Annotated in this window: 33 protein-coding genes; 21 read left to right on the top strand and 12 right to left on the bottom strand. The window is 49.7% G+C overall.

Going from position 1 to position 24,742, the window contains the following annotated elements:
- Window positions 1-98 precede the first annotated feature (98 nt).
- Genes purB through rluE form a run of 5 tightly spaced genes read right to left on the bottom strand, consistent with a single transcriptional unit; the run spans window position 99 to window position 4,533 of the window.
- The gene (purB, locus tag NR195_RS05615; protein WP_010246268.1) at window positions 99-1,469 is read right to left on the bottom strand and encodes an adenylosuccinate lyase; all 1,371 of its coding nucleotides are present in this window, start codon (window positions 1,467-1,469) and stop codon (window positions 99-101) included.
- 44 nt (window positions 1,470-1,513) lie between these two features.
- A complete protein-coding gene (hflD, locus tag NR195_RS05610) occupies window positions 1,514-2,155 on the bottom strand; it encodes a high frequency lysogenization protein HflD (protein ID WP_010246266.1) in 642 nt (213 codons plus the stop codon).
- A gap of 42 nt (window positions 2,156-2,197) precedes the next feature.
- Window positions 2,198-3,310 carry a tRNA 2-thiouridine(34) synthase MnmA gene (gene mnmA / locus NR195_RS05605; protein WP_010669869.1) on the bottom strand — a complete coding sequence of 371 codons (1,113 nt, stop codon included), beginning with the start codon at window positions 3,308-3,310 and terminating at the stop codon, window positions 2,198-2,200.
- A 42-nt stretch (window positions 3,311-3,352) separates the two neighbouring features.
- Entirely contained in the window at window positions 3,353-3,826 is a 474-nt protein-coding gene (locus NR195_RS05600) for an NUDIX domain-containing protein (RefSeq protein ID WP_010246262.1), read from the bottom strand.
- Window positions 3,827-3,870: 44 nt separating this feature from the next.
- Complete coding sequence (rluE, locus tag NR195_RS05595; RefSeq protein ID WP_256844264.1) at window positions 3,871-4,533, bottom strand: 23S rRNA pseudouridine(2457) synthase RluE; 663 nt, start codon at window positions 4,531-4,533, stop codon at window positions 3,871-3,873.
- A 104-nt stretch (window positions 4,534-4,637) separates the two neighbouring features.
- Between rluE and icd the strand changes: the two genes are divergently transcribed.
- Window positions 4,638-5,888: an NADP-dependent isocitrate dehydrogenase gene (icd, locus tag NR195_RS05590; RefSeq protein WP_010246256.1), complete on the top strand. Its 1,251-nt coding sequence runs from the start codon at window positions 4,638-4,640 to the stop codon at window positions 5,886-5,888.
- 133 nt (window positions 5,889-6,021) lie between these two features.
- Here icd and NR195_RS05585 read toward each other — a convergent pair whose 3' ends face one another.
- The 6 genes from NR195_RS05585 to NR195_RS05560 all read right to left on the bottom strand — a co-directional run bounded on the left by NR195_RS05585 (window position 6,022) and on the right by NR195_RS05560 (window position 9,853).
- Window positions 6,022-7,155 (bottom strand): site-specific integrase, encoded by a 1,134-nt coding sequence (locus tag NR195_RS05585; protein WP_256844263.1) that lies wholly within the window; start codon window positions 7,153-7,155, stop codon window positions 6,022-6,024.
- On the bottom strand, window positions 7,130-7,381 hold the full coding sequence (locus NR195_RS05580) for an excisionase (RefSeq protein ID WP_256844262.1): 252 nt from the start codon (window positions 7,379-7,381) through the stop codon (window positions 7,130-7,132). Before NR195_RS05580 ends, NR195_RS05585 begins: the two co-directional genes overlap by 26 nt.
- A 25-nt stretch (window positions 7,382-7,406) precedes the next feature.
- Window positions 7,407-8,132, bottom strand: a complete 726-nt coding sequence (locus NR195_RS05575; RefSeq protein WP_256844261.1) for a DUF2786 domain-containing protein — start codon at window positions 8,130-8,132, stop codon at window positions 7,407-7,409.
- Window positions 8,132-8,347: a hypothetical protein gene (locus tag NR195_RS05570; RefSeq protein ID WP_256844260.1), complete on the bottom strand. Its 216-nt coding sequence runs from the start codon at window positions 8,345-8,347 to the stop codon at window positions 8,132-8,134. Before NR195_RS05570 ends, NR195_RS05575 begins: the two co-directional genes overlap by 1 nt.
- Window positions 8,344-8,745 carry an eae-like protein gene (locus tag NR195_RS05565; RefSeq protein ID WP_256844259.1) on the bottom strand — a complete coding sequence of 134 codons (402 nt, stop codon included), beginning with the start codon at window positions 8,743-8,745 and terminating at the stop codon, window positions 8,344-8,346. The genes NR195_RS05570 and NR195_RS05565 overlap by 4 nt, the downstream gene beginning before the upstream one ends.
- A 427-nt stretch (window positions 8,746-9,172) precedes the next feature.
- Window positions 9,173-9,853 carry a LexA family transcriptional regulator gene (locus NR195_RS05560; RefSeq protein WP_256844258.1) on the bottom strand — a complete coding sequence of 227 codons (681 nt, stop codon included), beginning with the start codon at window positions 9,851-9,853 and terminating at the stop codon, window positions 9,173-9,175.
- A gap of 89 nt (window positions 9,854-9,942) precedes the next feature.
- On the opposite strand from NR195_RS05560, the gene NR195_RS05555 reads away from it, so the two are divergent.
- The 16 genes from NR195_RS05555 (at window position 9,943) to NR195_RS05480 (ending at window position 21,951) form a co-directional block, all read left to right on the top strand.
- Complete coding sequence (locus NR195_RS05555; protein WP_256844257.1) at window positions 9,943-10,152, top strand: YdaS family helix-turn-helix protein; 210 nt, start codon at window positions 9,943-9,945, stop codon at window positions 10,150-10,152.
- 27 nt (window positions 10,153-10,179) lie between these two features.
- Window positions 10,180-10,668: a YmfL family putative regulatory protein gene (locus NR195_RS05550; protein ID WP_256844256.1), complete on the top strand. Its 489-nt coding sequence runs from the start codon at window positions 10,180-10,182 to the stop codon at window positions 10,666-10,668.
- 249 nt (window positions 10,669-10,917) lie between these two features.
- Window positions 10,918-11,115 carry a DUF4222 domain-containing protein gene (locus NR195_RS05545; protein ID WP_256844255.1) on the top strand — a complete coding sequence of 66 codons (198 nt, stop codon included), beginning with the start codon at window positions 10,918-10,920 and terminating at the stop codon, window positions 11,113-11,115.
- Entirely contained in the window at window positions 11,105-12,073 is a 969-nt protein-coding gene (locus NR195_RS05540; RefSeq protein ID WP_306278157.1) for a helix-turn-helix domain-containing protein, read from the top strand. Before NR195_RS05545 ends, NR195_RS05540 begins: the two co-directional genes overlap by 11 nt.
- Before the next feature lie 11 nt (window positions 12,074-12,084).
- A complete protein-coding gene (locus NR195_RS05535) occupies window positions 12,085-13,590 on the top strand; it encodes a chromosome partitioning protein ParB (RefSeq protein WP_256844254.1) in 1,506 nt (501 codons plus the stop codon).
- Window positions 13,587-15,416: a DNA cytosine methyltransferase gene (locus NR195_RS05530; RefSeq protein ID WP_256844253.1), complete on the top strand. Its 1,830-nt coding sequence runs from the start codon at window positions 13,587-13,589 to the stop codon at window positions 15,414-15,416. The genes NR195_RS05535 and NR195_RS05530 overlap by 4 nt, the downstream gene beginning before the upstream one ends.
- A gap of 317 nt (window positions 15,417-15,733) precedes the next feature.
- Window positions 15,734-16,501, top strand: a complete 768-nt coding sequence (locus NR195_RS05525; RefSeq protein ID WP_256844252.1) for a HEPN domain-containing protein — start codon at window positions 15,734-15,736, stop codon at window positions 16,499-16,501.
- Between the two features lie 60 nt (window positions 16,502-16,561).
- Window positions 16,562-17,761 carry a HEPN domain-containing protein gene (locus tag NR195_RS05520; protein WP_256844251.1) on the top strand — a complete coding sequence of 400 codons (1,200 nt, stop codon included), beginning with the start codon at window positions 16,562-16,564 and terminating at the stop codon, window positions 17,759-17,761.
- Between the two features lie 154 nt (window positions 17,762-17,915).
- Window positions 17,916-18,485 carry a DUF1133 family protein gene (locus NR195_RS05515; protein ID WP_256844250.1) on the top strand — a complete coding sequence of 190 codons (570 nt, stop codon included), beginning with the start codon at window positions 17,916-17,918 and terminating at the stop codon, window positions 18,483-18,485.
- Window positions 18,486-18,599: 114 nt separating this feature from the next.
- On the top strand, window positions 18,600-19,640 hold the full coding sequence (locus tag NR195_RS05510) for a site-specific DNA-methyltransferase (RefSeq protein ID WP_256844249.1): 1,041 nt from the start codon (window positions 18,600-18,602) through the stop codon (window positions 19,638-19,640).
- Window positions 19,641-19,674: 34 nt separating this feature from the next.
- Window positions 19,675-20,061 (top strand): putative holin, encoded by a 387-nt coding sequence (locus tag NR195_RS05505; protein ID WP_033782700.1) that lies wholly within the window; start codon window positions 19,675-19,677, stop codon window positions 20,059-20,061.
- Complete coding sequence (locus tag NR195_RS05500; protein WP_256844248.1) at window positions 20,058-20,354, top strand: phage holin family protein; 297 nt, start codon at window positions 20,058-20,060, stop codon at window positions 20,352-20,354. Before NR195_RS05505 ends, NR195_RS05500 begins: the two co-directional genes overlap by 4 nt.
- Window positions 20,347-20,814 carry a glycoside hydrolase family protein gene (locus NR195_RS05495; RefSeq protein ID WP_256844247.1) on the top strand — a complete coding sequence of 156 codons (468 nt, stop codon included), beginning with the start codon at window positions 20,347-20,349 and terminating at the stop codon, window positions 20,812-20,814. The genes NR195_RS05500 and NR195_RS05495 overlap by 8 nt, the downstream gene beginning before the upstream one ends.
- Complete coding sequence (locus tag NR195_RS05490; RefSeq protein ID WP_256844246.1) at window positions 20,814-21,068, top strand: hypothetical protein; 255 nt, start codon at window positions 20,814-20,816, stop codon at window positions 21,066-21,068. The genes NR195_RS05495 and NR195_RS05490 overlap by 1 nt, the downstream gene beginning before the upstream one ends.
- A gap of 176 nt (window positions 21,069-21,244) precedes the next feature.
- Entirely contained in the window at window positions 21,245-21,439 is a 195-nt protein-coding gene (locus NR195_RS05485) for a hypothetical protein (protein ID WP_256844245.1), read from the top strand.
- 86 nt (window positions 21,440-21,525) lie between these two features.
- The gene (locus NR195_RS05480) at window positions 21,526-21,951 is read left to right on the top strand and encodes a hypothetical protein (protein WP_256844244.1); all 426 of its coding nucleotides are present in this window, start codon (window positions 21,526-21,528) and stop codon (window positions 21,949-21,951) included.
- 55 nt (window positions 21,952-22,006) lie between these two features.
- Here the strand turns inward: NR195_RS05480 and NR195_RS05475 are convergent, their stop codons facing one another.
- Window positions 22,007-22,375 carry a hypothetical protein gene (locus tag NR195_RS05475; protein ID WP_256844243.1) on the bottom strand — a complete coding sequence of 123 codons (369 nt, stop codon included), beginning with the start codon at window positions 22,373-22,375 and terminating at the stop codon, window positions 22,007-22,009.
- A gap of 319 nt (window positions 22,376-22,694) precedes the next feature.
- Between NR195_RS05475 and NR195_RS05470 the strand changes: the two genes are divergently transcribed.
- From NR195_RS05470 to NR195_RS05455, 4 genes are all read left to right on the top strand, one after another.
- Window positions 22,695-22,946, top strand: a complete 252-nt coding sequence (locus NR195_RS05470; protein WP_256844242.1) for a bacteriocin immunity protein — start codon at window positions 22,695-22,697, stop codon at window positions 22,944-22,946.
- Between the two features lie 88 nt (window positions 22,947-23,034).
- Window positions 23,035-23,358, top strand: a complete 324-nt coding sequence (locus tag NR195_RS05465) for a hypothetical protein (protein WP_256844241.1) — start codon at window positions 23,035-23,037, stop codon at window positions 23,356-23,358.
- A gap of 33 nt (window positions 23,359-23,391) precedes the next feature.
- Entirely contained in the window at window positions 23,392-23,823 is a 432-nt protein-coding gene (locus NR195_RS05460) for a hypothetical protein (protein ID WP_256844240.1), read from the top strand.
- A gap of 260 nt (window positions 23,824-24,083) precedes the next feature.
- The gene (locus tag NR195_RS05455; protein WP_256844239.1) at window positions 24,084-24,713 is read left to right on the top strand and encodes a putative metallopeptidase; all 630 of its coding nucleotides are present in this window, start codon (window positions 24,084-24,086) and stop codon (window positions 24,711-24,713) included.
- Window positions 24,714-24,742: the final 29 nt, after the last annotated feature.

Genomic DNA, 24,742 nt, shown 5'->3' with positions numbered 1-24,742 from the left:
TCCTTACACTCTGTTTGAGTCAACCTGCAGAAAGTATACGCGAAATGTATTAAACAAGATGTTAACGCAGACCGGACTGGGCCGGTCTGCGGCGGGCATTATTTCAGATCGTCAACCATCTGGATAGCGCGACCAATATAGTTTGCAGGCGTCATCTGCTTCAGACGGACTTTTTCCTCTTCTGGCAGCGCCAGGCTGTCGATAAAGGCCTGCATGCCGGCGGCATCGACGCGTTTACCGCGCGTCAGCTCCTTCAGCTTCTCATAAGGTTTCTCAATGCCGTAACGGCGCATTACCGTCTGGATCGGTTCTGCCAGCACTTCCCAATTGTGATCCAGTTCGTCCAGCAGACGATCGCGGTTCACTTCCAGTTTCGAGATGCCTTTCAGCGTCGCCTGATAGGCGATCAGCGCATAACCGACGCCCACACCGAGGTTACGCAGCACGGTGGAGTCGGTCAGATCGCGCTGCCAGCGTGAGACCGGCAGTTTGCTGGCCAGATGCTGCATTACCGCGTTCGCCAGGCCCAGATTGCCTTCGGAGTTTTCGAAGTCAATTGGGTTCACTTTGTGCGGCATGGTCGACGAGCCAATCTCGCCCGCAATGGTCTTCTGTTTGAAATGGTTCAGCGCCACATAACCCCAGATATCGCGATCGAAATCGATCAGGATGGTGTTAAAGCGGGCGATGCAGTCGAACATTTCGGCAATATAGTCGTGCGGCTCAATCTGGGTGGTGTAAGGGTTCCAGGTGATCCCCAGCGAGGTGACGAAGTTCTCGCTCAGCGCATGCCAGTCCACTTCGGGATAGGCGGCAATGTGGGCGTTGTAATTCCCTACAGCCCCGTTGATTTTGCCCAGCACCTCAATCTGTTTCAGCTGACGTAACTGACGCTCCAGACGGTAAGCGACGTTCGCCATCTCTTTACCCATCGTCGACGGTGTAGCCGGCTGGCCGTGGGTGCGGGAGAGCAGCGGAATGTCACGATATTCGCTGGCAAGATCCTTCACAGCGGTAATCAGCTGCTGCCAGTAAGGCAGGATCACGTCACGACGGGCTGTTTCCAGCATCAGGGCGTGCGACAGGTTGTTGATATCTTCAGAAGTACAGGCGAAGTGGATAAATTCAGAAACAGCATGCAGGGCAGGGACGTCGGCAACTTTCTCTTTCAGGAAATACTCAACCGCTTTGACGTCGTGGTTGGTGGTGCGCTCAATGGTTTTGATGCGCGCGGCATCTTCTTCGGAAAAACCAGCGACAATCGCATCAAGGAAAGCGTTTGCGTCGGCATCAAATGCAGGAACTTCCTTGATCTCTGCGGTCGCGGCCAGTTTTTGTAACCAGCGAACTTCAACCTCAACGCGGAATTTCAGCAAACCGAATTCGCTGAAAATCGCACGCAGCGGGCTGACTTTATCGCCGTAACGACCATCGACAGGTGAGACGGCGGTCAGAGAGGATAATTCCATCAGTGCAACTCCTGAATCATTTAGCAGTGTTTTGCCGCACCGACTTAGTAAGTCAGTGGCAGCCGGGATAAGAGGGTTTTCGCTTCACGCAGCAAACGCTGACGCGAGAACATCAGTTGCAGTCGGCCACCACCGACCTGCTGCCACAATACGGCAGCACGGATACCGGCTAACAGGGTGGCGCGCACTTTACTCTGTACCTGCGTATTTTGCAGTACCGCAGGCGAACCGGTGACCTGAATACGCGGGCCAAGCGGGCTGATCACATCCACATAGATGGCAGCCATCGCGCTGAGAATGGTGTCTGACTCCAGTTCATAATGCGCCAGCTGGCGATCCAGCTGAGTGATGCGCTGGGCCAGCGTCGCCATGGCTGTTTTACTGGCGCTGAGCTTGCGCTCCAGCACCATCATGCTCAGGGTGTAACGCGTCAGCTCTGCACCTGCACCCTGACGACTGCTGCTGTTCAGCACCGCCATCAGGGTTTCAAGTCCGAGGCGCAGGTTGGCTTCATTGTTGCCAAACACCGCCAGCGTTGAGCCAGGATTGAGGTCCAGTACGCTGCGCAGCGATACGGTCAGCGCCTCCGGCTGGCAGTGACCCTGCTGAGCCAGCTGCTGCACCAGATGGGCCGACTGACAGATGCCCGCCAGCGCCAGCGTAATTTCCTGATAATTTTTCGCCACGGTTACTCCTGTTTACGCGTCATCAATGCGGGCTGAGCCCGCTTACTCCGCCACTAACGGCAGACGCTGTTCGATAATACCGCCACCGAGGCAGACCTCACCAAGGTAAAACACCGCAGACTGACCCGGCGTCACTGCTGCAACCGGCTCGTCGAAACGCACCTCAATCCGATCGTCGCCGTGTGGGATAATCTCACAGGGAATATCGGTCTGACGATAGCGGGTTTTCACGGTGCAGCGAAGCGGGGCGGTAATCGGCTGGCGATCAACCCAGTGCAGCTGCTGCGCAATCAGGCCGACGGACATCAGACGCGGATGATCGCCGCCCTGGGCGACAATCAGGCGGTTACGCGCCACATCTTTGTCGACCACATACCAGGGATCATCTTTGCTCTCTTTCAGGCCGCCAATACCCAGGCCTTTACGCTGTCCCAGAGTATGGTACATCAGCCCCTGATGTTCACCGACGATCTGGCCTTCGGTGGTTTCTATTTCGCCAGGCTGAGCCGGGAGATAGCGCGCCAGGAAGTCGCGGAATTTGCGCTCACCGATAAAGCAGATGCCGGTCGAATCTTTCTTCTTCGCGGTGATAAGGTCCAGCTGTTCGGCAATGCGGCGCACTTCCGGTTTTTCCAGCTCGCCAACCGGGAACAGACTTTGGGCGATCTGCTGGTGGCTCAGGGTATAGAGGAAGTAGCTCTGATCTTTGTTGCCATCCAGACCGCGCAACAGCTGGCTCTGGCCAGCCACGTCCTGACGACGCACGTAGTGACCGGTGGCGATAAAATCTGCGCCGAGATCCTCAGCCGCGAACTCCAGGAACGCTTTGAATTTGATCTCTTTGTTGCAGAGGATATCGGGGTTGGGCGTGCGGCCTGCTTTGTACTCTTCGAGGAAGTGCTCAAAGACGTTATCCCAGTATTCAGCGGCAAAGTTAACTTTGTGCAGCTTCATACCCAGCTTGTCGCACACCGCTTGCGCATCCGCCAGATCGTCCGCGGCGGTACAATACTCCTCGCCATCGTCCTCCTCCCAGTTCTTCATGAACAGGCCTTCAACCTGGTAACCCTGCTGTTGCAGTAACCAGGCGGAAACGGAAGAATCGACGCCGCCGGACATACCGACGATCACTTTTTTCTGGCTGTTGTCAGACATGACACGCTCGCATTACGATAAAAAAACAGGCGGCGCATTCTATCATGCAGAAGGCAGGCGCGCACCCTCGTGAAACGGCCACCGGAACGGGCTGACCAGATGTAGCGGGTAGCGCGTGCCCTGTTGCCACAGGCGTACGCTTTCCGCGACCAGCGGCGAACGCAGGTTAGAGGCAGTGAGAATCTGCGCTGGCGGCAACCACCAGCAGCAATCGATGTCGCTGTCCTGCGGCTGGGTTGGCGCTTTTTCCGCCAGATCCACGCCAAACAGAAAACGCACAAAAGGCGTACTGTCGGGTGCGATCCACTGGTTTATCGCGATGAAATAGTGCATCGGCGTGGCGATGCCGGTCTCTTCATAGAGTTCGCGCTCTGCGGCTTCCAGCAGAGTTTCATCCGCTTCAAGATGCCCGGCGGGCTGGTTCCAGGTGGGGCGACCGTTGATCGTCTCTTCCACCACCAGTAATTCACCTTCTGCCTGAACCAGACAGGCGACAGTAACATGGGGTTTAAACATCACTTCTCCGCAATTGTTAACCTGAGGTTATAAAAAACCGGTTTTCAGAGCGCACTTTCGCTGAGTTCACGCCACGCGCCCGGAGCCAGATCGTCGAGCGAATAACTCCCCATCGCGTACCGGATCAATCGCAATGTGGGAAAGCCAATGTGGGCGGTCATCCGGCGAACCTGACGATTACGGCCTTCATACAGCGTGATTTTCAGCCACTGCGTCGGGATGTTTTTACGTTCGCGTATAGGTGGCTGACGTGGCCAGAGCCACTCAGGCTCAGCCACTTTTTCTACGCCCGCGGGCAGCGTCAACCCATCTTTCAGATTAACCCCATCCCGTAAAGGCTGCAGATCCGTCTCCTGTGGCTCGCCTTCCACCTGCACATAATAGATCTTACCTGTGCGTTTGCCGGGCTGAGTCAGCGCAGCCTGCAGCGCGCCGTCGTTGGTCAGCACCATCAATCCTTCGCTGTCGCGATCGAGGCGACCTGCGGCATAAACCTCTGCGACGCTGACAAAATCCTTCAGTGTTCGGCGGCCCGCTTCATCGGTGAACTGCGGTAACACGTCGAACGGTTTGTTAAACAGAATCACGCGGCGCGGAGCCGGAGGGCGGGCAGGGGAACGCCGCGCATCACGCATCGGGCGGCTGAATCGTTTATCCTGGTGAATTCGTTGAGAAGTTTTTCGCATGGGCTTTGCAGTCAGAAACATTCGGCGCATTATAACGTGAAATTGCGGTGATTGGCGTGGCGGAAATATTCAAGTAGTATTGACGCGCATCTTACAAATCATTAACAAACGCCCAGGAGAGGTTAATGGAAAGCAAAGTAGTTGTTCCGGCGGAAGGTCAGAAAATCACCCTGAATCAGGGCAAGCTCACAGTGCCAAACAATCCGGTCATTCCTTACATTGAGGGTGACGGTATCGGTGTTGATGTTTCCCCGGTAATGCTGAAAGTCGTCGATGCGGCGGTGAAGAAAGCCTACAACGGCGAGCGTAAGATCTCCTGGATGGAGATTTACACCGGTGAGAAGTCAGTTGAACTCTACGGCCAGGATGTCTGGCTGCCACAGGAAACTCTCGACTTAATCAAAGAATATCGCGTGGCCATTAAAGGCCCACTGACCACCCCGGTCGGCGGCGGTATTCGTTCACTGAACGTGGCCCTGCGTCAGGAGCTTGACCTCTACGTCTGCCTGCGTCCGGTACGTTACTACAAAGGCACGCCAAGCCCGGTTAAACGTCCTGAAGAGACCGACATGGTGATCTTCCGTGAAAACTCCGAAGATATCTATGCGGGTATCGAGTGGAAAGCGGGCTCTGCCGAAGCGGACAAAGTGATCAAGTTCCTGCGCGAAGAGATGGGCGTGAAGAAAATTCGCTTCCCTGAGCAGTGCGGTATCGGCGTTAAGCCGTGTTCAGAAGCGGGTACCAAACGTCTGGTGCGCGCGGCAGTGGAATACACCATCACTAACGATCGTGATTCACTGACCCTGGTTCACAAAGGCAACATCATGAAGTTCACCGAAGGTTCTTTCAAAGACTGGGGATACCAGTTAGTGAAAGAAGAGTTCGGCGGCGAACTGATCGACGGCGGCCCGTGGATGAAGTTCAAAAACCCGAACACCGGCAAAGAGATCATCGTTAAAGATGTGATTGCTGATGCGTTCCTGCAACAGATCCTGCTGCGTCCGGCTGAGTATGACGTTATCGCCTGTATGAACCTGAACGGTGACTACATCTCTGACGCTCTGGCAGCGCAGGTTGGCGGTATTGGTATCGCACCAGGCGCCAACATCGGTGACGAGTGTGCGCTGTTCGAAGCGACCCACGGTACAGCACCTAAGTATGCAGGTCAGGATAAAGTGAACCCAGGTTCAATTATTCTGTCCGCAGAAATGATGCTGCGTCACATGGAGTGGTTCGAAGCGGCTGACCTGATTGTTAAAGGTGTTGAAGGCGCTATCGCTAACAAGACTGTGACTTACGATTTCGAACGCCTGATGGATGGCGCTAAGCTGCTGAAATGTTCAGAGTTTGGTGACGCGATCATCGAAAATATGTAATCGGCTTTACGTAACATATAGCCAACACGAATGTAAAAATCGTGTTGGCTTTTTATTTCACGCCTCCTTTCCCCAAAACTTCCCCAAAACTCTTCCCCAAAACTCTTCCCCAAAACTGTCTATAAAATCACCGTCACACAGCAACCACAATCCAGTCTTTGCCTCGATCATCGTTATAGCGATCAGTCATTTTCTGAGTCTTATGGCCGAGTAATTTTTGAGTGTCCACACCCTGTTCACGATACAGACGTTCCGATAGCGAACGCTGCTCATGAAAGGTAGGTGCTGCACCTTCATCCCATGACAGCCCACAGTGATTCCTGGCCTTTTTGAACGTCGTTGTAATAGAGCTGGCAGAAACCTTATTACCCCGGACGGCCTGAGAGGTTGAGTGACGGAAATGGACCAGATATTTACTCACCACAGCGTCCCGGCATTGAGCGATAACCTCTCTGAGTGAGATATCAATAGCCATGCACCTCAAGCTCAGAGGAATGGCAACACGGCAGCCGGTTTTCTCCTGAGTAACATGCAGCATGTCGTCCCAGATGTCCGAAAATTGCATATTAGAGATATCGCCTATGCGCTGGCCGGTGACCAGAGCTAATAGCATTGCGCACTGAAGATAGGGCGGGTGATCCCCTGCAGCGCTGAATATGGCTTGCCACTCATCCAGTGAAAGACGCTGACGTACTACCCGGTTACGTGGTTGTTTGGTGGCCTGCGCTGGGTTGTAGCCGGGGGGAACGTGCCCAGCGTGCTGGGCCTCTTTGAACACATCAATGATCGCCATCCTCACTACCTGAGCCATTCGGTTATGGCCTTCGGCTTTAATAGCATCGACTATCTCTGCGACCTCTAACGCGCCAACGTCCTTTAAATACATCATCCCGCAATTCTGGCGTAATAATTCGACCGGCTTCTTTTTCTGCTTCACGGAATTTATTTTTATCTCCCCTGACTCAAGACGCTCCTGCTGTATCTCAAGGTAACGATCAAGCCAGGTTGTGACGGTGATAAATTCCCGCGACTCCCGCATTTTTGCGATCTTCTCGTTAATGCTGAGTATTTGCCGGGTCCGCTGTTCTGCAATAATGGCGTTTGCTTCATTTGCGACCTGCTTCGCTTCATCAGCATTGGTTCCCAGGCTGTGAAATTTGCCAGTGATAGGGTGCTTATATTGCCAATACACACGACCAGTGCGTTTATCCAGCTTTGAATAAAGGTTGGGGATTGTAATGTTATGGGTGCGCGGTCTTGCAGCCATCCTCGATAATCCTTCTCAATTTTGGGTTTGCTGTCGGTGCTAATTTCGGTGCGGCGAGAATCCCGGTAAATCGTGCCTCGCGATCAATCATCCATTTCCGGCCAACCTTTACCGCTGGAGGGGCCATCATTCTGCCTTTTGCATACACCTTCAAAGTGCGCACACTTGGAGCCTCTTCTCCAAATTCATCTTTAGCCCAATCCTCAAGGCTAACCATTCTGGACATAATCAAACCTCATTACCGGACATTATTATTCCGCCATACTGATTAGCGCAGGGCCATTACTGCTTCCATCAACCCCATGAAACACCTTTGCGTGCTTACCTTCCTGGTAGCCGAGATATTTAGCATGAGAGGGGCAGTCATCGTCTTTACTATTACGGGTCCTGGCTTTACCCATGCCCTCATCTCTCAGTTTCTCCGCGTAGGCACTCATTTTGGCCTCCTGCTCTTCATCGATGACCAGCTCTTTCACTGCGTGATAGGCACCAGAGGCCCAGCCCTCACAAAAGTGGTCAGCCAGTGCAGCCTTTCGCTTCGGGGCAAGCCAACTTTCGCAGTGCTCGTTGATGAATTTTTTTCGCGCCTGCTTAATCTGGCGTGTCAGAACGTCGAAAATGTACGCAGCTGCAACATCACGGTTATCCAACCCGTAAAAACTAACGACGCGTTTGTAGCGGTAGCCAGAGGTTGCTCTCCAACCCACAAGGCATTTCACAGCGAAGGCTTTTTCGATGGTTTGAGTAAGGTAGATCATGTAAAGAGGTAGTTTCTCTGCATCACTTGGAGAGCTTTTGCTATCGCTGGTGCTGATTTCAGAGAACACGACCTCTGATTCACTCAGGCCATGCTCACGCATGAATGCCTGCGCTTTTGACATGGCACTGGCAGCTTCTGCAGGGCTACTGGTGTTCTCTGCCAGACGCATCAATTTTTGGATTTTAGTGAGGTATTTCTTTCTGGCTGCAGCATCCATCACTCACCGTCCTTGACGATTTGATTCACTGAGATAGGAGCGATGCTATCCAACAGCAGGCGGGCACGTGTTCCTCCTGCATCCCCACGGCGGCCAGTTTCTTTGTAGTAATATTCTTTGCCGCTAACTACCCAAGTTGTGGCGCTCTGGTGCAATCTGACCTGTTTTTTCCCGGTCTTCGTGATCACCGTTCCGGTATGAGTTTTCACTGTCATTTTTCACCACCCTTACCGGCGCGGAGTTGGGCTGCAATTTCTTCGCAGACATGCGTGAGTGCGCAGAGGCTTATTGCGGGATGTGCCTTAACCATCTCAACACCCTCAGCCCGCACAGAGTTAAGGTAGGCGTCGGTGGCTGGCTGTTTCAGCACCTGCATGGCGTCGTATAGCAGTGACTGTGCAGGATTTAGTGAATTCTCTATGGCGTGATAACCAGCTGCACTGTATTGGCCTTTGAGGCGCTCAATTATTTGTGCATAAACCGCATTCTCAGCTGCTAGCGCGTCACGCTCCGTATTAAGAGCAGAGTAGCGTTCATAACTGACATAACGCCCCGCTTTGTGCTCTAACATTCCCCGCAAACCATTATGGGAATAACGTTTAACTTCACTCATCCCTGACTCCTTAACCCATACATTCCATGGAAATCCCACTGGCAATCAGTCGGGCGCGTCTCCTGCTGAACAGGGCAGGAACATACATGCGAGCGGGGTGGGGTAAGTTTGGTGCGCGTGGTGCGCTTCAGGTTGAGCTGCGAAACCAGCCTCGGTGTGTAATCGCCAGGGGTATTACAGATGAGGCGTGGTCGGGGGTATTCGTCGAAAATTTCATTAATCAGGTCGTCGATGTCCTGGATCATAATCGTTTCCTCGATTATGGCTGGTGGGCTACTGCAATAGCCCACTGCCGTTTCTCCACACTAAAAAAATTTTTGAGTACATGTACCCGGTGAAAGTGGGTTCATTATGTATCCTGGGGGTACAATGTCAAGCGCAAAAAAACCCGCTTTCGCAGGTTGCTTTTTATTTTTCGTTCGAATATTTAAGAGCGGTTTTGGTATCTCCGGGGTTTACCCGAAAATATAACTGTACCAATGATGGTGCAGTTATCAGTTACTCGGATATAAGGCTCCGGCCAGCTTTTATTAAGCGCCTTCAAATAGCGTTCGCTGCCATCCTCAATCAGACGCCGGAACGTTGTTTCACCTGAATCAGTCATAAGTGCGATTACGTCGTCACCATGAACAGGTGCCACATCAGGGTCAACGAAAATCATTTCACCAGGCTTGTATTCGTCGATCATCGACTCACCAGTGACTCTCAAAATGTATGTAGTGGGGCCGCATGGGACAGGGCATGGATAGGCCTCTAACGCGCTCAAATCTACCTCGTCATGGTTAGTTGAAGTCCATGCGGCAGCCTGCACCCATGAGATGACGGGCACATTGTGGATCGTCAAAGAGGTACCAGAAACTCTCTCTAAATCTAAACTGTTGATATTTTGTTCGGGATGATCCTGATCCAACCAACCAACTGGTTTTTTAAAACACTCCTCAATATGTCTTGCCAAATCGTCTCCAATATTTTTGGTTGCATTTTCACCTAGGAACCGACTGGTCTGGGTTGGCTCACGATCAATTCTTTTTGCAAACGATGAGTTGCCACCAGCGTGGTCGCGCAAATTTCTCGCATTAATGCGACGGATTTCTTTAATGGTTTTCATAGCTCCATTGAATAACGTGTACCAAATGGGAACAAGGGTCTTGATGGTTCCAATTACATGTGTATTATGTACACCGGAGGTACATAGCCATGCGAAGCTATTGGAATTCACTGTCATTGGAAGAACGGGAGGCGCTGGCTGAGATTTTGGGCTCCAGCACTGGTTATCTACGGCTAGTTTTTGCCGGTCACAAAAAAGCGGGCTTTTCACTTGCCCAAGCCATTGAGCAGCACACTAGCGGGCAGATTACAAAGAATCAGCTCCGTCCTGATATTTATCCTAAGCATTGCGACAGATAAACAAACCACAGCCGGAGGGATTGGACCGTGGGTAATGAACCGAAATGGAAAGCCGAGCGCCAGCCAGCATGGCTGATTACAGCGATCCGCAAAACTATCGCCGGTCTGGCTGGTGGATATTCCGAGGCCGCTGAGATTCTGGATGTTACCGAGGACGGCGTTCATAACAGGCTGCGCAATGGTGGTGATCAGCTGTTTCCGATTGGCTGGTCGATGGTATTGCAGCAGGCAGCAGGCAGTCATCACATCGCAACAGCTATAGCGAAAACCTCTGGCGGCGTGTTCGTGCCACTACCGGATGTCGAGCTGGTGGATTACGGCGATATCAATCAACGGCTGCTAGAGGCTATCGAACAGATCACCCGATACTCACAGCAGGTGAGGGTAGCTATCGAGGATGGAGTGGTGGAACCGCACGAACGCGAGATCATCGACGAGGAGTTGCACCGTGCCATTACCAAATTACAGGAGCATACGACGCTGGTTTACAGGGTTTTTTGCGCCCCGGAAAAGTGAAAGCGCCAGGTTGCAGCCCGGCGCTTTCGGCGACTACATCAATTAGTGTGGAGAAATAATCGCGTGAATAATTTAAACAGATCCCCAGATTTTCCGCAATTCCGTTGCCTGCCCATGAGGGGCGGACGTAGTAGGCAGCCATTCCTTTATGTGTCGAATTTACAGGGCACGAGCAATTTAGTCACCCGCGACTACATAGAGCGAGCTGTGGGTGACTACCTCAGAAAATCAAATCAATCAGGGGGCTAAATGCCCCAGCTATCAGACGAGATTATTCAGCCGTGGGTTGCGCGCTATGCCGATCCACGCGGTGTGATTGTTGAAACTATAGGCGTTGATGTCACGAATAACCGGGTGCTGTTCAGGCGTCCAGGTTACCCGTACGTCTGCGTTCAGCCCCGTAACATATGGGGTCAGAAGTTCAGGAGAGTTAGTGATGAGCGTTAAATTGTCTGCATACGTCTGGGACGGTTGCGCGGCGTCAGGTATGAAAATCACCAGCGTGGCCATCATGGCGCGCCTGGCTGATTTTTCCAGCGATGAGGGCATCTGCTGGCCGTCAATCGCAACTATAGCCCGTCAGATTGGTGCAGGCTCCAGTACTGTGCGCACCTCGATACGCAAGCTTGAGGCCGATGGCTGGCTGACCAGTACCACACGGCGCAAGGGGAACAGAAACACTTCGAACATGTACCAGCTGAACGTCAGGAAACTGCGAGAAGCTGCCTATGCTCACCAGCCAGAATCTGACGCATCAGTATCTGACCCATCAAAATCTGATGCATCAAAAACTGACCCATCAAAATCTGACGCGTCAAAATCTGATGCACCAAATTTTGACCCCTCAAATTTTGACCCGTCGGAATCTGGCAAAAATCCGGGTTTTCACCCGCCAGAATCTGGCGACGATCCGTCAGTAAATTCAAAACATGAACCATCAGATAAAAACCCTATATGTCCTGGAGCTACGTCCCCGGACGTTCTGCCTGTGGATAAACCCCTGCCTGGTGATTCAGACGCGGTGGTGTACAGCCCCAAAAGAACCATGTGGGGCAGCGAGGAGGATTTGAAGTGCGCGCAGTGGATATGGGAGCAAATCATCCACCTTTACGAAAAAGCGGCTGAGACTGATGGCGAACTGGCTAGACCAAGAGAACCCAACTGGACCGCGTGGGCTAACGATGTGCGCCTGATGTGTTCACAGGACCAGCGCACTCACTACCAGATTTGCAAGATGTTCCGGCGCGTCCAGAGCGACCCGTTCTGGTGCCGCAATATCCTCAGCCCGGCCAAACTCCGCGAAAAATGGGATGAGCTGATCGTCAGGCTCGGTCCGGTTCAGCGGTCAGTCACAGACATTTCACCAGTCGATTACGCCATCCCAGAAGGGTTTCACGGAAATTAAGGGACTAAAAAATGACAACTTTATCTCAGTATTACAAACAGAAAGACGCCAACGGCACAGGCATTACAGCCAAGAAAACCTTCAATGTCCCGGTTGATGAGCTGTACATCGTCGATGGAGAGCAGGGCCGCCCACTGAACATGGCGCACGCTGAAAAAATGTGTGAGCTACTGATCGCAGGGGCTGACTTACCCGCACTGACAGTTGAGGTGACAGAGCAGGGTATTCACGTTCTTGATGGTCAGCACCGTTACATGGGGGCAGTGCTGGCGACCGAGAGGGGTTACCAAATCCTCCGCCTTGAGTGTAAAGACTTCGTGGGAACAGAACTGCAAAAACTCGCATTGCAGATCGGCAGCAATGAGGGCCTGCAGATGACGCCGGTTGAGCGTGCTATCCAATACAACAAGGCGAAGAATAAGGGCTACAGTCTGACTGAAATTGCCAGAGAATTTCACCGGTCGATTACAGATGTTGAGAACCACCTGCAGCTGCTCTCATCAGGTGAGACTCTCCTGAATATGGTGGAGTCTGGCGAGGTCTCAGCAACCACCGCTATGGAACTGAGCAAGAAGCACGGTCCTGCCGCTGGCCGTATTGCCGGGGAGCAACTGGAGAAAGCCAAAGCAGCCGGGAAGAAAAAACTGACCCGCACCGCCGCCTTGGCACAATTCAGCGCCAAACAGTCCCGCCTGCTGGTGGAATTGTTAGCCAAAAACTGTCAGGCAGAGCAGGACGAGGAGGACTCATGTATCACACTGACGTTTGAAACTGACCTGCAGGTGGCTGAGGTGATGGATATCATTCAGGCTGCCAGAGAGCACTTCGGCGTCACAATATCAGACAGCGAACAACCACCAGCACCAGCTGAGCCAGAGAACGTCGAGGGTGATGATTTACCCCTGACGAAACATGAAATTCTGGAACAGAGTGGCGTCGAGGTCTGGGCCTGCGTTCAGGCGGCCTTCAAAATGAAATCCCAATACACCTACGCAGAGTCGAAATACGCACATACATGGGCGGCAGACTCCGTAGAACACCCTGAGCACGTTGTCGTTCCACAGGACACCATCCAGACAGCCCTGCGCCTCATCCATATGCATCAGGACGAACATGTGATCAAACAGTGGCTGTCTGAGCAGCATGATGATCCAGAGATGGTGGCAGAGCAGTTGCTGAGGTTCACCGGAACGCTATCCGATTTACGCCTGAGTCAGCCATGCACTGTTCAGGAGTTCATCGAGCTGGTGGAGCAGACTAACCGAGATTGCTGGTCCAATTACCGCATGTTGCGTCAGGCCGTCCACGAGTTAGCTGGTATGGGCGTATCTACCCCAGCCTGGCCTATCGAGGTAAACACGGTGTTCAGCCAGATCAAATCCGCTTCAGACCTGTCCGCTGATGAGCAGCGCGAATTGAAAACCAATATTAACCGCATGCTGCTTGAGAAAATGTCGCACGCAGAAATTATTGAAACAGTCACGCAACTGCCGCTCTCGCTGGAGGCCGGGGAATGAGAGAGATCATCGTAGATAATTTTGCTGGTGGTGGTGGAGCGAGTACGGGAATTGAGATGGCTATTGGCCGCAGTGTTGATATCGCCATTAATCACGATGCTAACGCCATCGCTATGCACGCCACAAATCACCCGCAGACACTGCATTATTGCGAGTCAGTGTTTGAGGTTGACCCGGTAATGGCGACCGATGGCGCGCCAGTTGGCCTCGTCTGGTTCTCTCCTGATTGCCGCCACTTCAGTAAGGCGAAAGGCGGCAAGCCGGTCAAAAAAGAAATTCGCGGCTTGGCATGGGTGGCAATTCGCTGGGCGTTAGATACAAAATTTCGCGTAGGCATGCTGGAAAACGTCACTGAATTTCAGACATGGGGGCCGCTGCTTGAGGGTGAGTCGCAGCCAGACCCAAATCGGGCTGGTGAAACGTTCGCCGCGTTTGTAGGAATGCTGAGCACTGGCGTTGATGCCGATCATCCAGCGCTGGATGAGGTGTGTGAATGCCTGCAGCTTGATCGCCATGGGCTTGAAGCTGCGCAGCTGGTAAGGGGGCTGGGTTACACGGTTGAGTTCCGCGAACTGCGCGCCTGCGACTACGGCGCGCCCACTATTCGCAAACGATTTTTCATGGTGATGCGCTGCGACGGACAGCCTGTAACATGGCCTCAGCCAACACACGGAGACCCGCAAAGCCTTGCTGTACAATCTGGCAACCTCAAGCCGTGGCGAACAGCCGCTGAGTGCATTGACTGGTCTCTGGAGTGCCAGAGTATTTTTGACCGTAAGAAGCCGCTGGCTGAAAACACGCTGCGTAGAATTGCCAGAGGCATTCAGCGTTTTGTGATCGAAAATCCGGCACCGTTCATCGTCAAATGCAACCACACCAGTACTAAAACCAAATATGACTGCTTCCGTGGGCAGGCTCTGACTGAGCCGCTGCAGACCATTACGAAAACGCATGATTACGCCATCGTTACGCCGCACCTCACGAAATTCCGTACTGGCGCAACCGGTCAGAAAGTAACTGAGCCGATGCCAACTGTTACTGCAGGCACGTCAAAGCGGCCAGGCGGTAATGGCCATGCGCTGGGCGTTGTTGAGGCAAAGTTGGCCCCGTTCATATCGCGTCAGTTTGGTAACAGCATCGGGCACCAGCTTGATGATCCATTGGCAACAATAACTGCTGGCGGGGGCGGGAAAAGCGCCCTGATCAGCCCGACGCTGATTCAGGTTGGCTATGGCGAACGGGAAGGGCAAGCGCCGCGTGCGCTGGATATTGGCAAACCGATGGGAACGGTCACAGCCGGTGGTAATAAATTTGCTCTGGTTTCTGCGTTCCTGGCAAAACATTTTGGTGGCAACTATTCAAGTCCGGGCGCGTCGATGGATGCGCCGGTGCATACGGTAATGACTACCGATCAGCATGCGTTAGTGACCAGCAGCCTCATCAAATTTCGTGGCACCAATACAGGACAGCCAACAGACACGCCACTGCACACAGTGACAGCCAGCGGCACCCATTTAGGCGAAGTGCGTACATTTCTGGCAGAGCACAGCAGTGAGGGTCATGACTGTCCGGGGCTTGTGAACATCAATGGCATTACCTACCAGATAGTGGACATTGGCATGCGTATGCTACAGCCGCATGAGCTTTACTCCGCACAGGGCTTCCCGTCCTGGTATGTCATCGACCGCGATTACATGGGTAATAAATTCGCTAAAGATAAACAGGTAGCACGCTGTGGAAATGCAGTGCCGCCGCAATTCGCAGAAGCCCTGGTGAGGGTGAATGTTACGGGTCTATGTGAAAAGGCAAGTGGAGCGGTAGCTTAAATTCCTTTGATGTTAGTAGGATGTTATTTTGATAGTTAACAAATTAGTAGGGCTGGTTAATTAATTGTTTTATAAGGGGAAATAGCTAAAGGTATGAAAAGGGAGCATTGCAGGAGGGCGGGGGCTGTTTAAATTATTTAATGACTTTAAGCGAGGGTTGGTATAAAACTTCATTGGCTTAAGCTTACTAAAAGCCAAGTTAAATATGTGCTCTGGACTTGAACCAGAATCTCTACCTTCGCAATAATCACATTATGATTATTAAGAAAATTTTGGAGTATGTTACTTACACCAGCACAAAATGGAGGCTATCAGGAATGATGACCAATAGCAAGGCATTTGAGGTCCTCAAGGGACAAACACAATCATCTTTAGATTTTGCAGTATTATGCTGCAATGCTGTCCCGGCATTGAAAGGATATATTAAAGCTTTAGAGGCTGAGAAAGTTAAAAAATTACCTAATGCTGATTATTTCAAAGGTGATCCAAATTTAGAACAATTGAAATCGTTTAGTACATCATATAAGAAAAACTTAGGTAAATTACTATTTATCAATACTTTTAGCTATTTTGAGTCGTATTTCAAAGAGTTGATTTCAGAAATCAAAGACTTTCATGGTGGGAAAGATTCTTTTAAAGATGCAGCAATTAAGAAAAGAAAGCAGCATATTTTATTTTCTGATAGAACTGAGACATCTGCACACGCTAACAAACTGAGAGAGTATAAAAAAGGCACGCACCTTTCAAAATATAGGAAGCATATTTCTGCTTTAGAACATACAGATTTTAGATTTCCTTCAGAGATGTTATCTACTTTTGGTTTAATTGAATTGTTTGGAAGCTATTCGGATTTAAAGGCATCACAAATTCCATATGTGGCAGAACATGCTTTTGGGGTGGAGTTTTCTAAGAACGAAATTGAAGAGTTTTCTAAATTACGGGATCTAAGGAACAAGATAGCTCATGGTAAAGTGAGCCAAGTCGAGTTCAAAAAAGCAATAGAGATGAATTACTTTATGAGGCAGTTGGCTTTGAAAATTGATAAGCACGTTGTTAAGCATTTCTTGGTCATTGAGTTTATATAAATAAAAAGTATTTAATTAATTCACTGATGGTTGGTGGCATGGCTTTTTTTGAGGCGAGATATGAAATTTCAAGATGCATTTTTAAAGTTACTAAGTTCAATAGCTATCGGCTCGAAAGAGTCAGCTATGAATTCACAGCGGTTTTGGAGTTCTTCCGAGAATTATATATATGTTACCGACCCGAATGCATTTAATGAAAATCTGGAAAATATTTTTCTGATTGATGAAAGAATATCTTCAAGGTTCGATCGAAAAAAAATATACCAATTTATTGAAAAGAAGCTATTGGAGGCGAAGCGTAATAAGGAAACGTTTGAAAAAGATTTTGATGTGTTCTTTTCTGGCTTTTTGGAAATTAAACCCAAGAATCTAGTTGTGAATTCTCCAATATCAGGGATTAGGCTTGATAATAATGCGAGAAAGTTTGAATTATATGGGTATAGTTTTGGATATATGGTTGATCTTCCTATGTCTCTGTCAGATACAAAGGGAATGTTTATCAGTGTAACTATTGAAAACATTTATGATCCAGAGGTAGCTATTGTCAAAGCAGAAGCTGCTTTTACAGACTTCATTAGATTGATAGTGTTTATTTCTGGAATGCTGGATAAAAGCATACATATATCCCTTGGGCTTCCTCTCAGCCCAGATCTGAGCCACGAGCAAATGTATGTTAGTACCAGTTCCTTTCATGTTACAGATAGCAATGGAACTTTGCTTTCAGGGAATATTTCCAACAGACATGTTACAAAAGTTCCAGTTAATAACGCTTTTTTTTCAGAAAATGTTGATTTCAAGAAATTATGGAAACTTTTACAGTATAAAAACAATAGTAAGAAAATGAATGACATGGAATCAAGAATGCTAAATTCAGCATTAACTTTAGGGGAGTCTTCAATAAATAAAGATAGGAGAAGCTCAATTATATATACGTGCATGGCTATGGAAATAATGTTTTCTCATGACGAATTAGGCTTTTTCCAAAGAAGCATAGGTGAAAAGCTTTCTGATATATTTGTCTTTATTGTTGCAACCGATAAGGAATCAAGGATTGATACAGCTCAGAAATTCAAGAAGGTATATAGGATGCGTTCGGCAATTGTACATGGGGGAGATAAACAGTTAACTGATGATAATTTATTAATCAATATTTTACTCAGGGCAGCCATTGCGCAATTGCTCAACAATGATAAATTTAGCAAATTAAAAAATATTGGTGCTGTTTATGAGATGTTGAGGGATGCTCAATACTCTTACTAATATCAATGTGTTATGGCTATTTTGTAATGCTATAAAACTATAATGATTTGATTGAGTTTAACCGGGGTCTTTAGATGATTTTTCTCTGTTTTTATTGATATCACGATTGCAGTCGGCGATATCAGATTTACAAGTTCAATAGTGTGGAGAAATTATGCTTGTCCGAGAAAGAGAGTTATCAAGTGCAGGGTTTGGACTGAAGTTACTCGAAATTGTTTGGCTCCAAGGTAAGTTGAAAATGTGGGGGCGCTGGTCAGCAATTAATGAATGCCCTGAAGCACCGGACATGTTCAAAAAGCTTTTGAAGAAATACGTCATCACGCAAAACGATTTAAACAACGTTCTTAAAAAGTTGAAAAGAATGGGTTGTTCGAAAGAGCTAGAATCATGGATGGAAAACATGATGCGGGAAAGTCTGCGCTCAAGCCTGACATTCTGTACAGATGACGAAGCGTTGGCAATGGATAGAGTTATCGCCAGCGTTCTTATTAACGATCAACCGTTGCGCCAACTTGTTGAGAGGCATTACCGCGACAGGATGAGTATGCGTGACCTTGCTAATGAGCTTAATGAGAATCACCCCGATTGGAGTTACTCAACCTGTCGACGCCGTATAAAAACATGGTTATCAGTTGCTGAATATATGCTTTATCAGCCGATGAATGATGCCTTTGAATTAAACGCCAAAAGATTTTACTTGAATAGTGAGCCAGTGACTGATTAAATACCTGTATGCTTCGCACGATTGCATCCGCAAGCAACCCCTCTTTAAAACCCGCCTCCGAGCGGGTTTTTTTATTCCTGGTTTTTACCTGTTTATATTTGTGAAATAAATGTGATGCAAAAAATAATGATGCCCGGCCTAGAATTGTTCAATGCCGATTGTCTGCGCGTGCTGAAAACCATGCCGGACGATTCAGTTGACCTGATTGTTACCGACCCGCCATATTTCAAAGTGAAACCGGATGGATGGGACAATCAGTGGAAAGGGGATGTGGATTATTTACGGTGGCTAGATTGCTGTTTGGCGGAGTTCTGGCGGGTGCTAAAACCTAACGGGTGTATCTATCTATTTTCAGGGCATCGACTGGCATCTGATATTGAAATCATGATGCGTAACCGCTTCAACATTCTTAACCACATCATCTGGGCTAAGCCCTCTGGCTGGTGGAATGGCTGCAATAAAGAAAGCCTGCGATCATACTTTCCCTCAACTGAACGCATACTGTTTGCAGAGCATTATCAGGGGCCGTACAAACCAGACGCCTATGCTCGAAAATGCGCTGAGCTGAAACAGCAGGTACTAAAGCCACTGATTGATTATTTCCGTAATGCCCGCTCGGAACTGGGCGTGGCATCTGCTCAAATAGCCGAAGCTACCGGTAAGAAAAGCATGGTTTCGCACTGGTTCGGCACCAGTCAATGGCAGCTACCCAGTGAGGCTGATTATCTCAAATTACAGGCGCTGTTTACTAAGATAGCCATTGCACGCCATCAATCAGGAACGTTAGCCGCACCGCACCACCAGCTGGTGGACACGTACCACTCACTCAGCCGTAAATATCTGGAGCTGCAGGAGGAGTACAAATCCCTACGCCGGTATTTCGGCGTCACGGTAGCGGTTCCCTATACAGACGTATGGACACATAAACCGGTTCAGTTTTACCCCGGCAAACACCCATGCGAAAAACCCGCCGACATGCTGGAGCAGATAATCAACGCCAGCAGCAGGCCGGGTGATGTAGTCGCTGATTTCTTCATGGGGTCAGGGTCAACGATAAAGGCGGCAATTAAGCTGGGCCGTTCTGCAATTGGCGTCGAGCTGGAAGAGGAACGATTCCGACAGACGATAAGCGAACTGAATCAGCTAATCGAGTAAATCAAAATTTATTAATCATTATGAGGGACCGCTAATGGCTGAGCCATTAAGCACCGGCGCTACGGCAACAGTAGCTGGCTGGGGCATTGTCACGTCTGCGCTGGTGGGTTTTATCACCTCTGTAGATTACTCAATCGCGTTTGGAGCGTTTGCCGGTTCGATGTGTTTTATCGTCACCGCCAGCGACCTGACGCGACGACAGATATTTGGTTATTTCCTGTTTGGCTATGCAGCTGGCGTATTTGGAGCCGGATTTGTTGCGGACAAAGTAGAGGACTATTTCGATTATCGGGAAAAACCACTTGATGCCCTGGCTGCTGTCGTTATTTCCGCTGCTGCGGTGCAAGGCTATTTCTGGCTGAAAAATGGTGGCGTTTCAAAGCTGCCGTTCGTTAAAAAATGGCTGGGGGAGAAATCATGATTAGTAGCGATTTCCTGACAGTGATTGATGTCGCCATTAGCACGGCTATTGCGTTGCGGCTGATGGCGTTCAGCAAAACAGGGCGAACACATAAACGCGGTATTTCCTGGATAGCTGCGGGTCTGATTCTGTTTTATGGCAATTTCGCATTGCTATGGCTGTTCGGGCAATACCATGCCAGCGGATGGCCGGTAGTTGTAGCGAACGCGCTGATTTGCGCGGCTGTATTTGCAGCGCGAGGTAATGTCGCACGCATTGTTTCATACCCACCACGGAGTAAAGGTGATGAGTAGAATCATTGAAATCCTAAATTTTGAAGAGGGCTACCGCGAGGCTCCCTATTGGGACACCCGCAATTTTCCAACTGTTGCCGGTGGTATCAGAATTGGCCCTCAGAACGCACCGCTGAATCAATATCAGTTTACCGTCCCGCGCCGTGCTGGTGACGTCTGGAAACAATGCCTAATAGATGCGAAAACCGCCTCTATGAATCGACAGCCTGCAATTGTTGCCGCGCTGGCGCAGTGTAATGACGCACGTCGGGACATTCTCTGCAGCATGGCCTATCAGATGGGTGTGACCGGTCTGGCCAGATTCACTAATACGCTGGGTATGATTGCACGTGGTGATTTTGCGGGCGCAGCTGGTGGAATGCTGAATAGTCTGTGGGCGCGACAGACACGTGACCGCGCCCGCCGTCACGCTGAGGTCATGCGTACCGGTACTTATGATGCCTACAAAGGTTTGATCTGATGCAAACACTATTAACCGTGCTGGCCGTCATTGCAGGTCTGGTAGTGGCCGCGTTCGGTCTGGGTCGTAGCAGCGGCAAAAAAGCAGCTGAAACCACAGCAACAGCTGAGCGGGCGTCTGTTAAGGCTGAGGAATCAGAAAAACATATTGAGGTGCTGAAAAATGCTGTCGATGTTCAGCAGGATATTAACAGCCAGCCTGATGCTGTTGTCTCTGAGCGGTTGCGGGAACGGTGGCGGCGGGAGAGTGATTGACACTGGCTGTGAATGGGTTCGCCCCATTTATGTTAGTGACCACGATATCGAGGTTATGAGCGCCCCAACACAGCGGGCGATTCTGGCGCACAACGAAACGTGGGGAAAAAATTGTTTTGAGCAAAAGAATTAACAGGTCCGCGCAGGCGGTAATTTCACAGCAAAAGGAAAGTGTCATGGGATTTAAGCATGAGTTAGGTCAAGTGGTTCAGGTCGCTGTCAGTGGAGAAGAGGGCCACGTGAAGGGCCGTGCCGAATATGCTAATAGCTGCAACCAATACTTAATCCATTATTGCGCCGCTGATGGTCGTGCGGTGGATGCGTGGTTTGAAGAGGGTGAGATTTCACCTGCAGAATCTTTCGAGGAGTGATTATCACAAGGCGCATTTGCTAGTGCGCCTGATGATGAACATAAATCAATGCGTGATACCATTAAGCATTGCTTTTAGGAGGCTTTATGACGGTATCAGATAAAATCGCTTTATGGGGAATGATAGGTTCGTGGTTGTCTGGTGTTGGAACTATGGTAGCTGCAATTTTTGCATGGAAAGCCCTGAGCGGTTGGCGACTTCAAGAGAAGAGGAATGATCGTAAGGCGCTAAAAATTGCCTTGAATAATTACCGCAACCTTATTGCGGTGATGCCTGATAGGTTAGTTCCGACCCCGGAATTTTCACAACCAGCCCTTACAATTCAGGATGGAATGAATCAAGTTTACCAGGCCATAGTTATTTTGGAAGTTAACTTGTTACACGATGATTTGGGTAAGAAGTTTGTTGAGCTAAATGATGTGCATTCCAAATTTATGCAAGGTAAGGCACACAGAGGTGAGATTGCTGAAAAAGTGATAATATTTATGTCAGCAAAGTTTTTAGATTCCTGAATATGCAGCTTCCGGGCGGTTTTATTTTGCCATCACAACTTTGATTCGAAAATATTCACTCCCATATGAATGATGTCTTTTCTTTGTTGAACACAATACTGGCGCTATGCCATTCCTTGCCATTAAGTAGCATTTCAACGCACTGCGTAGGATAAAGGTCATCAGCGGGTTTAAACCGTTCGTATTCTGAGTCAGCATTCAGCATCACATCGTGATTCATGCTTACTATCCAACCATCTGGATTCAAGGGGTTAGACTCCCGGATGCATAAAAGTCTGGCTTGGAAGAAGTCATCAGGCAGGCCTTCGAGCATACAGCCTGTGGCCCATTGAAGAAGTTCTTCAGTTGAATATTGTGGCTTGGAGTCTTGTTGTTTTTGCTGGTTAGTGATTAGTCGCTTGAATGTTTTGAGAAAAGAAAACATACCACCTCCTTGGTTTTTGCCAAGGATAACATATTATTGCTATCACCCTAGGCCGTCTCATCGTAATGGCAGTATCCCCACAAGGAGAGAAAGTGGCCCTCAATACCCGACACATACCAAATCATGCTAACCACCCAAGCAGGCTAAACTCACAAAGGCTTGATGAACTAATCGCAGCCTATGATGGTGAAAGGATTCATTGGATTAGCAAAGCAATATGGCGCCTAGGTATACCTCGCGCCTGATGACGTACTGAAGATGAAGTACGTGCCGAAGCAAAAAGAGTAATATGGTCTCTACCACAAAGTAGGGGGCACCGATGAAGTTTAAGGCAAGATTTGAGGATTACACGGAAGCCGAGTTTATAGCGTTAGTAGCTGAAATTTTCAGTGCCCAAGGCGGTGAAAAGTACCAGGATGAGTTGCTAGAGATCTTCATCGCTGCCTGTGAGCATCCTGAAGGTTCAGACCTGATTTTCTACAATTTCGACGACGACCTGACCCCAGAGAAGGTTATTGCGACAGTGAGAGAATGGCGCAAAGGTCAGGGCTTGGCTGATTTCACGGCGTAATCATAACACGGCGCTTTCTAACTAGATCGCCTGATGATGAATACCACCCCTAAAAATAAGATTCCATCAGCTATGGCCTGGCGCTAATGTGGGGATTCGTAATTCATTAGCCGAGGTATCAATGAGATTTCTTATTCAGACATTCCTGACCAGAACGAATGATGGCAGGCAACTTAAGTACGAAATTTACTCAAACAGCAGAAAGCTAGATCACTTCGATAAAGTCCCAGAAGGCAGTTCGCGCATCATTTGCTATCAGTTGAATGATAAGCAAATAGAAATCATTGATGACGATGTGGACGTAAAGCCCCTCTTTGAGGCCAACCAGCCTGACCCAAATACTTGGTACTCTGACGGTCAAGACCGGGTGCGCCTTGATATGCTAATTGACTACTTAAGAGACAAAAGCTAACCGCCTTCGGGCGGTTTTTTATTGGGGCAACCAATGATTGTTACACCCGATGCCACTGTCATTGGTGGCACTAATATGCAGGGAATATCAGTACCCGGCGATATCGTGATTGGCGGCCAGAATAAACCGCCAGCCGACACGATATTCATCCAGAACGACAGCAACAAAACACCCACGTCGCCTTGGTATGTCACTCAGGTAGACAGCACCCACTTCACCATGCTGAACGCGACCGCCCCTAAAGGCTGGCAATACCTCGGCGCGTTTTTAGTCAGCGGTGAGACCGGCGCTCAAATCGGGCGCGCAGACGGCGCGGTCTGGACGATATCTAACCCCAGTATGGTGCAGCATATCAGCACATCCGCCGGTGGTCAGGCGGCTGTCAGTATCCTCACTGCCGGAACATGCACACTGACGGTTAAGCTGCGCGACATGGTTTCAACGCTTGTGATAACCGCCGTCTAACAGCCAACCCAATAAATGAGAGGTAGCTATGTCTGAGCCAGTAACCGTAACGAGAACGCCTATCCAGATTACGGACGGCACGAACAGTGGGCACGTAACCGTCGCTGAGGGGTTTATTGAGTATGCCGATAGTGCAGATTCAATCGCCTGGCATCAGGCCGGTCGCGTTCTAAATGTATACGCTCCATGGGTAGTATGGCTGCGCGTTGCATCTGGTACGGAGGCTGAAGTGGTAGTGACTAAACGGACAGGATAGGCCCATGCAAATCGACCAGTTAAACCGACCGCGACCACCAGAAAGTTTTTTGAATGAATTTAACCCTCACATCAGCCTGAACCCATCTAATGAAATTCATGAGTGGATCACTGAACACATCCTCAGTGAAGACGGGGTACTGCACAATCCTGAGCATCTCCACCTACAGCACGCCGATATTCGATTTATGTGGGCATCAAGCGCTTTCACTAAACGCGGCAGAACTGTGCTGGGTCAGGCTGAGGAGATCACCATGCGGGCAGGTGGCTGGCAAAAGGCGCGTATGCAGCAACAGATGCATGAGTGGTTCGGATATGTTCCCCGCTTCATCATAACGCTGGCTGCAGACTACTGCTGTGAATGCAGTGACCTCGATTTCTGCGCTCTCATAGAACATGAGCTTTATCACATAGCACAGGCGCGGGATGAATTCGGTGCACCTAAATTCAATTCAGAGGGGCGACCAGTTATGACAATGCGCGGGCATGACGTTGAGGAGTTCGTTGGTGTTGTTCGCCGATATGGTGCCAGCGCTGACGTTCAGCAATTGGTGGAAGCCGCAAGTCAGCCCGCTGAGGTGGCACAGCTTAATGTAGCCAGAGCCTGTGGAACGTGCCTGATGAAACTGGCGTAAATTTTAGAATGCTTTGGAAGAATGGTGAA

It is taken from the genome of Pantoea sp. Ft-CA_14 (genome assembly GCF_024520875.1).
GTDB classification, from domain to species: domain Bacteria; phylum Pseudomonadota; class Gammaproteobacteria; order Enterobacterales; family Enterobacteriaceae; genus Pantoea; species Pantoea agglomerans.
The sequence above is the reverse complement of the archived record's forward strand: the minus strand, read 5'-3'. Positions and strand labels throughout refer to the sequence as shown.